Here is a 14,214-nt window from a genome sequence, read left to right as displayed (position 1 = left end):
CAGAAGGAGGAAGGGTATGAGTAGTAAGGATAATAAGCAGATTATCTTGGTTGTAGATGATACTCCCGACAATATCGACATCATTGCGCAGATTCTGAGGCCTGAGTTTAAAGTTCGTGCTGCAAATAATGGTATCAGGGCGCTTGAGATAGCTGTGGCTCATCCCCAGCCGGATTTGATCCTGCTGGATATCATGATGCCGGACATAGACGGATATCAAGTCATTAAGCAGTTGAAAGCGAACCCTAAAACCGCCGCTATTCCTGTGATTTTTATCTCCGCTAAAACCGAGATAGAAGATGAAAAGCTGGGCTTTGAGCTGGGCGCTGTGGATTACATTACTAAGCCCATTAGTGCGCCTAAGGTGGTTTCCAGAGTCACAACTCATCTTGCTTTGTATGATCAGAATCGTGCGCTGGAAACCAAAGTAGCTCAACGAACCCAAGAGCTGGCCGAATCCAGAGAGCTGGTGATCCATTGTCTGGGACGCGCGGCCGAGTTTAAAGATAACGAAACAGGGTTACACGTTATTCGCATGAGTCACTACACCGCCATCATTGCTCGCGCGGCAAATCAGCGGGAGGACTGGTGTCAACTGCTTAAAAGCGCCGCCCCTATGCATGATATAGGCAAGATAGGGATCCCCGACTCTATTATGCTAAAGACTGGTCCGTTGAATGAGGCCGAATGGGAGATCATGAGACAGCATCCTCAGATAGGTGCCACTATCATAGGTGACACCTATTCGGCGCTGCTCGATCTCGCAAGGTCCATCTCAATGACACACCATGAACGTTGGGATGGCACGGGTTATCCCAAACGCCTCAAAGGAACAAATATTCCCCTCGAAGGGCGCATCGTTGCCTTGGCGGATGTGTTCGATGCCCTGACGAATGAGCGTCCTTATAAAAAAGCTTGGCCAGTGGAAGAGGCGGTTGAATATATAAAGGCGGGGAGTGGCAGCCACTTCGATCCAGAATTAGTTTATATTTTTTTGGAGGTGTTGCCGCAGCTCCTAGACGTTTATATACAGTATTCTGAAGTTGGACAAGGGGCGGTATGCCAATCCGATAAGGAGCGGATCCCAGAGCTGATTTGCTGATAGTTACCAAAGAAAAAAGGGCGAGTCATTGACAGCGCCCAATGGAGAGAAAGCAGTGACAAGCGGGATTGATGCACTTGTCTATTTTGGGTTATTGTTATTTCTTACCCATCAGGTTATCGATAAAGAAGCTCATTCTGAGCTCCATCAGAGTGGGGTTACGCAGCGGATCGCTGACGCTGTGGCCACCTTCTTCAGCTTCATAGAAGTAAGTGGTCGCACCGACATCCATCAGACGGTGGGCAAGCTTACGCGCATGACCTGGTCCAACACGGTTGTCTTCGGTGGAGATAGTGACCATAAAGGGGGGATAATCGACGCCTTTACGCACATTTTGGTAGGGCGAGTAAGCCCCGATGATTTTGGTCATCTTAGGATCTTCGGCGTCGCCAAACTCATTTAGCCAGGCGGCGCCCATGCCCATGTACTTCATGCGGAACAGATCGGTCAACGGCGCATCTGTCAGTACCGCACCGAAGAGATCCGGACGCTGGGTACCCATCACAGCCGTTAGCAGACCGCCGTTGGAGGTACCGAAAATACCGACATGCTTGGCCTTAGTGTAGCCAGTGTTAATCAGGTGCTCGACGACTGCAGCAAAGTCATCATAGGACTTCTGCTTGTTTTCCCGTACCGCTGCCTGATGCCAGGCCTCGCCGCGTTCACCACCGCCACGGATAGCGGGAATGATCAGGGTGCCCTCTCTATCCAGCCACAACTTCATCGAAGCGCCGCCGACACGGGCATCGAAATAACCCGGCTGCATAGAGACACTAAAACCACCATAGCCTGTCATCAGTACCGGCTGTGGCCCTTTCCACTTAGATTGGCGAGGCTTAAGAATATAGTAATCGACCATAGTGCCATCTTTGGACTTGGCATGGCCGATTTCGGTAATAAACTTCTTAGCATCAATAATTTCTGGATCTTGCGCCAGCAGAATAGGCTTCTTGCCTTCCGGGATTAGATACTGACTCTTAGGCGTGATAAATCCAGTAATTGAGGCGGTTAACTCATTGGAATCTGCGGTCGTGTTGCTGACTTGCACAATCTGCCCCGCATCCGCAGAGAGTATAGTGCTGGCTTGCCACTTCCCATCGGCATAGTCGACACTGACAATTCGTTGTAGCAGATCTTTATTGACCACAAAGGAAATTTGAGATTTACCAGAGGCAAAACCACCCGCGCTGTCGATAAATTCCCCTGCCGCAGGCTGGTAAACTATTGAAAAACGCTTTTCTGCCGGTGTTTCTGGGTTGCTGTCGTAGGCGAGAATGGATTCTGCACTATATAGCTTGCCTTGGATTTCGGTATCGGCTGGCAGCTGGAATATCAGCTGCTCACCCACGGATGCGAGTATGCCTCGTTTGGTCTTCTGTGGAATTTCGGTCGATCGAACATTGCCTTGGGGATCCATCAGGTTAATTTCGAGCTGAGAGTAGTTCAGCCAGCGAGTGAGAATGGCGGTTTTACCGGTTTTGCTGTCACCGGTTGTCTGTAGCAAGACCAGCGCATCGGTCGGTTTGCCCTGGAATACCGATTTGGCTTCTTTTAACTCCTGACCTCGATGCCAAATTTTAATATCGGCGGGCCAACCTGGGGCTGTCTTGGCAGCATTATTGAGTGTCGTTCCTATGATGACCTTATCTTTGTCTATCCAATTGAGTAGCGTTCTGGCGCGATCGACATTGAAACCATCTTTGACAAAGGCTTCCTTATCCAGGTCGAATTCACGTACCACAGTCTCATCACCGCCGCCGGGAGAGAGTTGGAACAGACAGTGAGTGTAATCGGGCGCTAGGCAGGCATCGGCTAACCCATAGGCCCTAAACTCATAGGGTACGTCTTCTTGTTTACGCAGCTCGGCCATATCCAGTACTGTGTGCCATTCGCCGGGCACTCCCTGGGTGTTACGCTTGGCCTGTTGCAGTAAGCCGTGAGGGTTGGATGTATCTTTGACAAAACGCAGCGCGCGGGAGCCGAGCAGTACCTGTGTTGGCGCCGTCTTGTTTGAGCTTAAAGCAATTTTGAGCTCGTCAGCGACCTGGGCATGTGAGGCAAACCTTTCCATCCGAGTCAGGGTCTCTTTAGTCTGGCTACGAGCCCAATCTAACGCTTGTTCACCGTGAGGGGCTTCAAGCCACTGAAGGTCGTCTTTAGTCTGTGGCTGTGCCTGCAGTCCAGCACAGACTGTCATTGACAGCAGCAGACTAGAAAGGCGAAATGCCTTTTTGGTCATCATAATTTTATCTCCATTGATAAGCCTGTTTGACAGTTTATGGTATCGTCTGTGAAAAGTTCACCAGGCTCACTTTATCAAAAATACATTAAATACAACTGGTTATTTCTTATAATGCATAATACTTCAGATTGTATAGAGTGCGATAAGGGGGCCTAGGCCCCCTTATGTTTCCGCAAAGTATTTAGAGAGAATAGTTCAACTCAATACCAAAGGTGCGGGGTTGTAACATTGTTGATACGCCAGAACTATTCGCTGGAGATAGGAAGCCATCTTCATCGGTCAGGTTGGTTCCTGTGAGGAAGATGCCCCAGCCCTGTGGTGACTCCATTCCGATACGAGTCGTAACATTGGTAGTTGCATCACCAGGTGCTGGATTGGTGCCCAAGGCATTGGTTTCACGCGCCGAGGTGTAAGTGCCGGCTAAATAGGCCATACCTGTCAGGTCGCTGAATAGATCCCAAGTATAGGTGGCCGAAGCGTTAACCGTGGTTTTAGGCACATCATACACAGGCGTACCATCTACAATACCCGTAAGGTCAACGGTTTCGGTATAGGTCGCATCTGCGACGCTGCCGCTGAGATGCAGTACCAGGTCAGAGATTGGACGATACTGAAGGCCGAGCTCGATCCCCTTGGTTGCACTGCTCGCGTTGTCCATACCGTTGAACCCAGTCACTAAAGGTATGCGTACTACGTTGTTTTCCCAGTCGCTGTAGTACACAGAACCCTCGAACGTGACTAATCCATCGGCAAATATTGACTTCATCCCCAGCTCATAGGTCCAGATAGAGTCAGATTTCACTTGATCTGGCAGTGGGTATGGAGGGGTCAGGCTGGCGGCGATCAGTTTGGCGGCTTCGGTTTGAAGCTGGCCAGAACGGAAACCCTTTGCCACGCTAGCATAGATAGTGGCGTCTTCTACCGGTTTGAAGGAGAGACTCACTCTTGGGTTCCAGCTGGTGAAGGTATCATCTAGTTCATTGGTTGTGCCTGAAATATGGTCAATACTGTTTGCATCGACATTTTCGCTGAAATAACGCAGTCCAGTGGTGAGTGCCCACTGCTCGTTGAAGTTCAGTGTGGTCTCACCGAACAGTGCCCAGGCATCGCTCTTGTTGGTGTCATCGGAGTTCACCGCCTGAGAGGCTATGGTGCCCAGCGTTGGATGGGTTACTTCGATTAACGCATCTAGAGGTTGATTGCGCTCGGCGCTGCGGTTGTAGTAGCCCACGGTCCAATCTAACAGATTACTGCCGGTAGAGCCCCAGCGAAGCTCATGGGTGCGCACCCCAATTTCGATACCGGCTTTGATATCTGAGGTTATTGTTGCTCCAGGGAGTGGTGCGAAGGGACCCTGTGAATAACTGTTAATAGCAATGTCGAAGTTGAGATCTGAGTAAGAATAGACAATTTCACTGTTAGCTAATTCATAGCTGCCGACAAACGTAGTGTTATCCCATTGGTTGTCCAGTGGTGATGGTGTGCCGCTGGCGATAGTGCGATCTTTAAATGAGCTTGCATCGGATTCGGAGAAGTTCTCTGACTTCCAGTAACCGACATCCATCGTCAGCTGATCGGTCGGTGCAAAACGCAGTTTGGCGCGGTAAGTCTTAACCCGAGTATCGTTAATATCTTCTTCGCCAGAGGCGGTATCGTCAATCCAGCCTGGCAGGCGCTCATCGGTGACAGAAGCACGCAGTGCAAGAGTATCGCTGATGATAGGAATGTTGATCATGCCCTTGAGGCCTGAACCTTTGCTGCCATCTTTTGTGGTACTGCCAGTGGCTTGTAGTTTCAGACCAAATTCACTGAGATCGGGTTTGCTGGTGATGATACGAACCGTACCGCCCATGGAACCTTCGCCAAACAATGTGCCCTGTGGGCCCTTTAGAATCTCAACTCGTTCCAGATCCCATGAACGGGCATCTGGGTAGAGGGGAACTGTCACACCAGTGAAGGGGGCTTCATCGAGGTAATAACCGTTAACGTTGCCACCTAACGAGGAGCTGACTCCACGGATCTGTACAGTAGTAACACCAGAGCCTGCCGCTTCGGAAGAAACACCCGGGGTGGCCTTCAGGGCGTCAACAATGTTGCTCATACCTTTGTCTTGCAATTCCTGACCAGTAAAACTGCTCATCGCAATAGGCACGTCTATCTGACGTTCGTCTCGCTTACGGGCGGTCACGATGATTTTTTCAATATTTTGATTATCTTTGGCTTTTTTTTCTGTCTGCGCTTGCTTGTCTTGTTCGGCGGCTTGTACTTCTTCCGCGGCATTCGCGATATGAGAAAATGAAAGCGCAGCCATTAGACCAGCGGCGATGGGGGTCAGACGTAGAGCATGGTTTATGCAACGTGATTCCCTGTTAATACGACTCATGGAATGCCTCCTTCAAGACATGTTAATTATTGTTATTAAGTACTGTCTTTGAAAGCAGAAATATTGTAGTTTAACAGTTTGTTAATCTTGTTACTTTTTAATACATCTTCTTTCAATTTAATTAACGTACCATGGGTACTTTTTGGCCGCAACTATTTTTGTTGCTTTATGTGTCAACATTTTTTAATCAAAATAAGATGTTGTAAAATAAGGAAAAATTATTCTTACTTAACCTTGGCGTAAAGCTTGGTGTCCAGGTTTGGGCTTGGGGTCTTAGGGAATAGCTTAGGGATATTACAAACAGCCATGCAATCTAGTTCTGAAAATGAAAAAAAACGTCGCGGAAGACATAAGCTGCTCAGTAAGGAGCAGATTATTGATGCGGCGCAAGCCATTATTACCGATCCTGAGGCAGAATTTAGTATGCGGGAGCTTGGTATGCGTCTCGGTGTACCCCACAAGACGATTTATAACTATTTTGATAGTCGTGAAGACCTGATGAAGCAAGTGTTGTCTCAGGCATTTTCGGCAATACCTAGGATGAGTAATGACAGCCCCTTGTCGATTCGTGAGCAGTTACATAATGAACTGCGTGGCTGGCGGGACTTGATGATCTGGTATGGTCCGTTTATAGAGAATCGTACTAAGATCCAGTCTGCGTCAGCTAATAATGACTCGCTTTACATTGAACAGATAGCACCTTCTATCCAAGTCTTGTCCGATCATGGGATTCCACCTCTGAGGGCGCTGATGGTTTATGCCACTTTACTCAACTGGGTGTTAAGTGTGTCGCGCAGTATGACTAAGGTGGGTAACTGGAGTAAGGATTATCATTCGCTACGTAAGCCTGAGAGTATGAAAAATTATCCTGCCTTGAACGCAGCCGTGATGGATGAGTGTTTCCCTAAAACGGGTAATGATTATTTTGAAGCCTCATTAGCGCTCTTGCTCGATGGGTTATTGGGTGAATTGAGTTAGCCCTTTGTTGGTGGGTTGGAAAACCTATCTTTGGTTCAGCTTATTTGAGTTGTTAATACGTGCAAGCCATTATAAGTAAGACCCGAGCACTATTTATCTCCCTGCCTAACTTTGGCCAAGATCTGCTGCGAGGTCCCAGCGGTACCATTATTCAAGGTATTTATGCCGTTAACTTTGGACTGGATCTTGCCACCATAGGCACCATCCTATTACTGACGAAGATTTTTGATGCCTTTACCGATCCTGTGGTTGGTATGTTTTCCGATCGTTATTATCACGCTTACGGCACCCGTAAACCTTGGCTGGTAATAGGCACTCTGCTGTCAATATTAGGCATGTGGTTGCTGTTTACCCCTAGTGTGGGAGTGAGTGCCGCGTATTTTCTGTTTTCCTATCTACTCATGTATCTGGGTTGGACCCTGGCGGAGATCCCTTATGCGGCTTGGAAAGCGGAAGTGAATCATCATTATGATTCTCGTACCCGGGTCGCGGCTATGGACAGTTTTTTCGGCTTTCTGGGTACCCTAAGTTTCTCACTTATTCCCATCACTATGGTGGGCTTGGGCATGAGTGAAAAGGTGGAATATTCAATAGAGTCTGTTCACTTTACTGCCTGGGTGGTCACTTTGATCTTACCTGTCATGGTGGGTTTAGCGCTGTGGAAAGTACCCGATGGTGTGCCTTTGCAGCAAGAGCGCCGTACTAGTTTGAAAGAAAATTTGTCTGCGGTGTTACAAGCCAAACCAGTATTCTATTTTATGGTGATCTATTTTTTATCTGGGTTGGCAATGGGGATGACTGGGGCCGTGAATTATCTCTATTTGGTTCGTTATGCTCACGCCTCAGAACTCGTCGTTTATAGCAGTACGTGGGGCTTGTTTGTGGTTATAGTCGCTATTCCGTTAGGGGCTTGGTTGTGCCGTGTGGTGGGTAAACATAGAGTCTGGGCATTTTCCTTGGTTGTGGTCGTACTCGGTGTGGTAATAAAGGATTTCCTAGTGGACCATTCGCTGCCTGATGCGGCTCACTTTAAAGTAAATAATTTGTTGATGCTGTTTATTATGGGAATTCCTGCCATTATGGTGTCTTTTTATACCGTAGCCGTGAGTGGTTTGCAGGGGGATTTGACCGATTATGGCCAATGGAAATTTCGTTCTAACTTTAGCGGCAGTTATCTGTCGTTTATGTTGTTGATGAATAAAATCGCTGCGGCATTTGGTGCATTCTTGGCGTTGAATGCACTACAATTGTCCGGTTTTGATGCTAAAAGTGGTGTTGAAATTACGCTTTCTGGGGCCTGGTGCCTGCGGTTAACTTTTACTTGGATCCCTGCATTATTGCTGATTCTGACCATTCCCTTAGTCTTTTATTATCCTTTAACCCGCGAAAAGCATCTGGTGTTACTCAAAGCATTGGAGCGTCGTAGCAGAAGAGAAGCTGCCACTGTTGTTATTGATGACGCCCGGCATACCAGTTTGCCAGCGGCTGCGCCGATAGTCCGTGAGCCAGAATACTCATCAAGACTGTGACTGTTACTACGGCATAGAGGGTTTCAAATCCGTGGATGCTGCCCATCTCGTGGGCGACAATCAATACATAGAGAATCGAGGCAACACCCCTTGGGCCAAACCAGGCGATAAATACCGAGGTGGCAAGGTCGAGTCTGCTGCCGAGCAGGCTGAGTATCACAGGCAACATGCGCAGCAAGGTGAGGCTCAATAAAGAATAGAGTACCACCTCTGTTGTCACAAAAGGCAGTGTGATTGGCACAAAAGCCAGCCCGAAGATGAAGAAACTGATCAGCACCAGTAGTTCTCCTTCACTCTCGGCAAAATCTTCGATATGGCCGCGAGCCACCTCGCTGGTGTTTCCGGCGTAGAGACCGGCAAAGAAGGCGGCGATAAAACCATTACCAGAGAAAGCTTCGGCTAAGTAAAATGCCAGTATTGCCAACGCGATAGGGATCAAATTGAGATAGGTTTCCACTAAAAAGTCCCGCTTAGCACAGAGGCTTTGCAGGCGGGTTCCCAAATATCCAACCAGCCCGCCTATCAAGGCGCCAAAGAGGATCTGCTTGATCACATAGGTCAGCCAGTGACTCTCCTGGGCATCGCCCTGTTCGCTTAATATCATGGCGACAACTGTGATTAAGATAGGAAAGACTATGCCATCGTTTAAGCCACTCTCGACATTGATGGTTGAGCGGATCTTGGTCGGGACCTTAGGATCAGAGACAACTGCCTTGCCGAGCGCCGCATCTGTCGGGGTTAACAGCAGCGCCAGCATCAACAGATAGAGCGCCGGCAACTCCGGAAAAAACAGTTTCGCCGTGAAGGCGCCCGCCGCAATAGTGATGGGCAGGCCGATAAAGAGTAATCGCGCCGGAAGCTGCCAGGCCTGTTTTAATTGTTTGAGATCCAACAAGGCGGCATCGCTGAACAGAACCAATACCAGCGCCACTTCCACTAAAACCGTGACAAACTCAGTGTCTATATGGGCCTGAGTAAAGCCTACGCCCAGAGGAGACAGGAGCAGACCCAGGCCGGTAAATACCATGGGGCCTGAGACATTAAAGCGCGCTAACCATTTGGATATATAGCCATAAAGCAAAATGATTATGGCGATGATCAATATGACTCTATGTTCATCCATGTGTCTCTCATTACTCTTATGGGGCGACACTCTTACGCTAGCAGGTTTTTCTCGCTTTGGGCTGCACTTCGCTTTTTTCATTCATTGAAGTTAGTCGATGATCTTTGATTAAAAGCGATAGCCGAGATTGGCCGTGATAGTGTTAGTGTCGATAAGATCCATCGTTTGATAACTGTAGTTAATCGACATCTCTAAGCCAGTCGAAAACGCTAAACGCCAGCCTAAACCGGCAAACAGTCCCAGGCCATCTTGGCTAAATTTTTGATCCTTATTATTGGTATCTATGAAGTTGAGATCATATAGATTGGCACCGAGTTTAAAGACCAGACGATTGCTTTGTGAAAGGGGCAAGGCATACAGGGCGGCAGTACGAAAACTATCGGCACCTTTGAGTTGATTGCCGACCGAGAAGAAGATGTCTGTCAGAAACACATCCTGTCTCATATAGCCCAGTTCTACCCCCCATCCAGGGGTAAATTGGTAGCGATAGGCGAGATCGTAATGGATTTGAACATCGCCCGGATCGGCTTTCTCATTCTGGGGCTGAGCCGTTCCCCAGCCAATGCCGGCAGAAAGGGCGTGCTGTCGATCTAAAGCCTGTGACAGGGGAGAGATGAGCAGGCAGACGGCAAGAATGGTAACTTTCATGGCAATCCTTATAAGAAAGTAAATAAGCTGATATCAAACTGACTTATAACAAATTTTTTGCCACTAACCTATGTGCTGGGATCACATAGAAGCAAATAGCATCCTTAAGTCTTATCTGGCAGAGAGCTGCTCAATCTAGAGATTACGCCAGCAGAGGTTTGGCTCGCCTTTCGATGCGCTGCCAAACCTTGTCGTGAAAGTAGAACACCAGAGTGTTGATCGCCGGCTCGACCAAGGCCACGGCGCCGCCGATGACTATGCTGCCTGTGAGTAGATAAGTGATAGTGAATGCGACACCAAAGTGTAAAATTGCGAAGGTCAATGTTTTAGCCATGATAGCTCTCCCGTTAGCTTTTAATAAATGATAATCATTATTGTTAAGTTGGTAAACAGAAGCTATTCGATAGTCTTAAACTATAAAACAGATTAGATATTCTACTGAGAAAAGAGGCTAACTGTGTTGGATATAAAGCGGGCTAGGTCATCTGACCTAGCCCGCTTGCCGGCTTTCGATTCAGCGCGAGTCCTGCTAAGTGTGAAAATCAGTAGTGCCAGGGGAATTTGGAGAAATCCTGATCACGCTTTTCTAAGAAGGCATCTCTACCCTCAACTGCTTCGTCCGTACCATAGGCTAGGCGTGTGGCTTCCCCGGCAAACAGCTGCTGCCCCACTAGGCCATCATCAGGCAGATTAAAGCCATATTTAAGCATGCGCATGGCCGTCGGAGATTTAGAGTTGATCTCTTTGGCCCATTTTAATGCTTCGGTTTCCAGTTCAGCATGGGGAATTGAGCGATTGACCATACCCATATCAAAGGCCTCATCGGCACTATAGTTAAAACCGAGGAAGAAGATCTCGCGGGCGCGTTTCTGGCCGATCATCTTGGCAAGATAAGCGCTGCCATAACCCGAATCGAAGCTGCCGACATCGGGGTCGGTTTGTTTAAATACAGCATGTTCTTTCGAGGCTAAGGTCAAATCACACACCACATGTAAGCTGTGGCCGCCGCCAACCGCCCAACCTGGCACCAGGGCGATAACCACTTTGGGCATAAAACGGATCAGGCGCTGCACTTCCAGGATATGCAAGCGACCCATACGGGCGATATCCGGCGTGTGAGTTTCTTCGCCTTCATATTTGTAGCCATCTTTACCACGGATGCGCTGATCGCCACCGGCGCTGAATGACCATTGCCCCTTGGCCGATGGGCCATTACCCGTCAGCAAGACACAACCCACATCTGACCATTGGCGGGCATGATCCAGCGCGGTATAGAGTTCATCTACTGTCTTGGGGCGAAATGAATTCAAGCAGTCGGGGCGGTTAATAGCGATACGCACTGTGCCTTGATCTTTGGCTCTGTGGTAGGTGATATCTTCGAAATTAAATCCTGCAACCTTATCCCAGAGGCTGGGCTCAAAAATATCGGAAACCTTGTCAGTCATCTTTGTTACCTTATGTTTATGCTGCAAACTTAAGGCAAGGCTAGGCCGATTATGAATCCAGGTCAATTAGGGATATGAAAAGCGTGCATTTAGCACGGGTTTCATATCCTTATTTCATGGATTAACGAATCTTATCGCAGATAAAGGTCTGGTTTTCTTTGGTGAGTTCGGTGAAGCGGCGCTGGGGACTACTGCAGTATTCATCACGAAATTCGGCCACAGATTCTTTGGTTTCTAAGATGCCATCCAATGCGAGGAGTTCTGCGCGGCTCAGACGATCGGCAATCTCTTTCTTCAGATGGGAAATGGGATGATCTACCTTGATGATCCGCGTACCTGTCATCGAATCCAGCTTACGCTCGATCTTTTTTAATATCGCACTGGTCTTATCGATTGGTTCATCGAGCTTATTGGTCTCGGTGACCAGATAATAGATCAAGCCGATACCCAGTCCTAAAATAATCCATCCTTTCATTATTTAGCCCAACCATGGTGAACAATTTGTTATATAAAATGTATAATAAGCCAGTTTTCATGAAATATTAAAGCGGTAGGCTGTTAAATTATGAACGTAGAATCAGAAAAGAAGGATTACTCCAAGGGCGAGCGAATTAAAATTCATCAGCCAGATGTGAATAAATCTGACCGCTTTAATCCCCGCAATCGTATTTATGTTCGTGCCATAGAAGGCTTCTGGACTCAGATTCGCCGTCGTCTGGGCTGGGTAGCCATGTTGTTCTTTCTTCTCTTACCTTGGGTCCCTTGGGGGGACAGACAGGCGGTATGGTTTAACCTTGCCGAGCAAAAATTTCATATCTTTGGTTTAACCATCTGGCCCCAGGACTTAACCTTGCTGGCCGCCCTGCTGACCATTGCCGCCTTCGGTCTCTTCTTTGTGACGACTTATCTGGGCCGGGTCTGGTGTGGCTACACCTGTCCGCAGACTGTGTGGACTTTTATTTTTATCTGGTTTGAGGAGAAGTTTGAAGGTGCGCGCAACAAACGCATGAAACTGGATCAGATGCCTTGGAGCTTGAATAAAATCTGGCGTAAAACTGCAAAGCATCTTTGTTGGGGCTTGGTGTCATTGCTGACCGCCATGACCTTTATTTCCTATTTTGTGCCGACCAATATCGTCTATGGCGAAGTATTTGGCGGCAGCGCATCAGGGGTTATCTACTTTTGGGTAGCACTCTTCACCATAGCCACCTATGGTAATGCTGGATGGATGCGCGAAATTATGTGCATCCACATGTGTCCCTACTCCCGCTTCCAATCTGTCATGTTCGATAAGAACACTTATATAGTGGGTTATGATGCCACACGCGGCGAATCCCGTGGACCACGTTCGCGTAAGGCCGATCCTAAAGCGCTAGGGCTGGGGGATTGTATCGATTGCGATCTGTGTGTGCAGGTTTGTCCAACCGGGATTGATATCCGTAATGGTCTGCAATATGAATGTATCAACTGCGGCGCCTGTATTGATGCCTGCGATAATACCATGGAGCGCATGGGCTATCAGAAAGGCTTGATCAGCTATACCACAGAAAATCGACTCGAAGGGATTAAAGAGCGGGTGCTCAGACCTAAGCTGGTGGGTTATGGTGTGGTGCTGGCGATAATGACCCTCATCTTCATTTACGCTAGTGCGACAATCGATCCTGTGCGTATTGATATTATTCGTGATCGTAATCAGCTATTCCGGGAAAATAGTCAGGGATTAATCGAAAACACCTTTACCCTAAAGATACTCAATAAGACAGAGTATCAGCATGAGTATCAATTAAGTGTTGACGGCTTGCCTGATTACAAATGGTACGGACCACAAACTGTCATAGTCGATGGAGGTGAAGTGTTAACTCTGCCTATCAGTGTGGCGGTCGATCCTGTGAATCTTTCCCGCACCATGACGAAAGTGAACTTTAAAGTCGTCACAGAGATGGATGGCGAAAAGATAGAGGAAACCCAAGAGTCTCGTTTTTTCAGTCAGTAGTTTCGGTGCGTAGTAGTATTTAGCGCACCAAAATGATCAACCGAACCAGAATCATCCTAACCAAAGGGGCGAAATCGCCCCTTTTTTGCGCACCTTGCCTGATAAATAAACGCTTAAGCAAAAACTCGTAGTTTTATTTCAAATAGCCCTTGCGCAAACAAAATCACTCCCTATAATGCGCTCCCACTGACACGGCAAAGCAGATACTGCAGCGCCTTGCTAAGAGGATTTGTTCAATAAATCCGCAGTCGCAAGATTTGCTAAAATTAGCCCTTGACGACTTGATTGGGATGTGTAGAATACGCAGCCCTAGCCCGCTGGAGTCCAGTATGCGGCGAACGTTCTTTAACAAGATGAAACAAGAAATCTGTGTGGACACTCACAGGTGTTGAGAAATCGAAAACGATTTAAATCTCAATGCAATGAAGAGTGTTCATAGCAACTTTGGTCTTCACTTTCGTGAAAGTGAAATCAAAGCAATTTATGTACAAACATCCTTAGATTCTTCCGAGTCTAAGTGATGAATCAGAATTCATTGAGTCGATTCTTAGGAATCAACAAAACTTTTAATTGAAGAGTTTGATCATGGCTCAGATTGAACGCTGGCGGCAGGCCTAACACATGCAAGTCGAGCGGCAGCGGGGAGATAGCTTGCTATCTTTGCCGGCGAGCGGCGGACGGGTGAGTAATGCCTAGGGAACTGCCCAGTCGAGGGGGATAACAGTTGGAAACGACTGCTAATACCGCATACGCCCTACGGGGGAAAGCAGG

General features: G+C 47.9%; 11 protein-coding genes and 1 rRNA gene. 5 read left to right on the top strand and 7 right to left on the bottom strand.

The window, feature by feature from the left end:
• Positions 1-16: 16 nt before the first annotated feature.
• Positions 17-1,102: an HD-GYP domain-containing protein gene (locus LZP69_RS15720; protein WP_234201669.1), complete on the top strand. Its 1,086-nt coding sequence runs from the start codon at positions 17-19 to the stop codon at positions 1,100-1,102.
• Positions 1,103-1,199: 97 nt separating this feature from the next.
• On the opposite strand, the gene LZP69_RS15715 is transcribed toward LZP69_RS15720, so the two are convergent.
• On the bottom strand, positions 1,200-3,344 hold the full coding sequence (locus LZP69_RS15715) for a prolyl oligopeptidase family serine peptidase (RefSeq protein ID WP_234201668.1): 2,145 nt from the start codon (positions 3,342-3,344) through the stop codon (positions 1,200-1,202).
• 181 nt (positions 3,345-3,525) lie between these two features.
• Positions 3,526-5,727 carry a TonB-dependent receptor gene (locus tag LZP69_RS15710; RefSeq protein ID WP_234201667.1) on the bottom strand — a complete coding sequence of 734 codons (2,202 nt, stop codon included), beginning with the start codon at positions 5,725-5,727 and terminating at the stop codon, positions 3,526-3,528.
• Positions 5,728-6,033: 306 nt separating this feature from the next.
• On the opposite strand from LZP69_RS15710, the gene LZP69_RS15705 reads away from it, so the two are divergent.
• Both LZP69_RS15705 and LZP69_RS15700 read left to right on the top strand, forming a co-directional pair.
• Positions 6,034-6,705 carry a TetR/AcrR family transcriptional regulator gene (locus LZP69_RS15705; protein WP_234201666.1) on the top strand — a complete coding sequence of 224 codons (672 nt, stop codon included), beginning with the start codon at positions 6,034-6,036 and terminating at the stop codon, positions 6,703-6,705.
• 59 nt (positions 6,706-6,764) lie between these two features.
• On the top strand, positions 6,765-8,234 hold the full coding sequence (locus LZP69_RS15700; protein WP_234201665.1) for an MFS transporter: 1,470 nt from the start codon (positions 6,765-6,767) through the stop codon (positions 8,232-8,234).
• Here the strand turns inward: LZP69_RS15700 and LZP69_RS15695 are convergent.
• The 5 genes from LZP69_RS15695 to LZP69_RS15675 form a co-directional block, all read right to left on the bottom strand.
• Positions 8,155-9,357, bottom strand: coding sequence for a cation:proton antiporter (locus tag LZP69_RS15695; protein ID WP_234201664.1), 1,203 nt, complete (start codon positions 9,355-9,357; stop codon positions 8,155-8,157). The two genes, LZP69_RS15700 and LZP69_RS15695, sit on opposite strands and share 80 nt — an antisense overlap.
• Before the next feature lie 108 nt (positions 9,358-9,465).
• Positions 9,466-10,005 (bottom strand): porin family protein, encoded by a 540-nt coding sequence (locus LZP69_RS15690; protein WP_234201663.1) that lies wholly within the window; start codon positions 10,003-10,005, stop codon positions 9,466-9,468.
• 142 nt (positions 10,006-10,147) lie between these two features.
• Entirely contained in the window at positions 10,148-10,339 is a 192-nt protein-coding gene (locus LZP69_RS15685) for a DUF2061 domain-containing protein (protein WP_234201662.1), read from the bottom strand.
• Positions 10,340-10,547: 208 nt separating this feature from the next.
• Positions 10,548-11,450: a 1,4-dihydroxy-2-naphthoyl-CoA synthase gene (locus tag LZP69_RS15680; protein WP_234201661.1), complete on the bottom strand. Its 903-nt coding sequence runs from the start codon at positions 11,448-11,450 to the stop codon at positions 10,548-10,550.
• A gap of 121 nt (positions 11,451-11,571) precedes the next feature.
• The gene (locus LZP69_RS15675; RefSeq protein WP_234201660.1) at positions 11,572-11,925 is read right to left on the bottom strand and encodes a hypothetical protein; all 354 of its coding nucleotides are present in this window, start codon (positions 11,923-11,925) and stop codon (positions 11,572-11,574) included.
• Between the two features lie 90 nt (positions 11,926-12,015).
• On the opposite strand from LZP69_RS15675, the gene ccoG reads away from it, so the two are divergent.
• Both ccoG and LZP69_RS15665 read left to right on the top strand, forming a co-directional pair.
• The gene (ccoG, locus tag LZP69_RS15670; protein WP_234201659.1) at positions 12,016-13,443 is read left to right on the top strand and encodes a cytochrome c oxidase accessory protein CcoG; all 1,428 of its coding nucleotides are present in this window, start codon (positions 12,016-12,018) and stop codon (positions 13,441-13,443) included.
• A 567-nt stretch (positions 13,444-14,010) separates the two neighbouring features.
• Positions 14,011-14,214, top strand: a 16S ribosomal RNA gene (locus LZP69_RS15665); the annotation flags it as partial.

Origin of the sequence: Shewanella sp. AS1 (assembly GCF_021412565.1) — a bacterium.
Lineage (GTDB): Bacteria > Pseudomonadota > Gammaproteobacteria > Enterobacterales > Shewanellaceae > Shewanella.
This window is presented reverse-complemented; position numbering and strand designations above follow the sequence as displayed.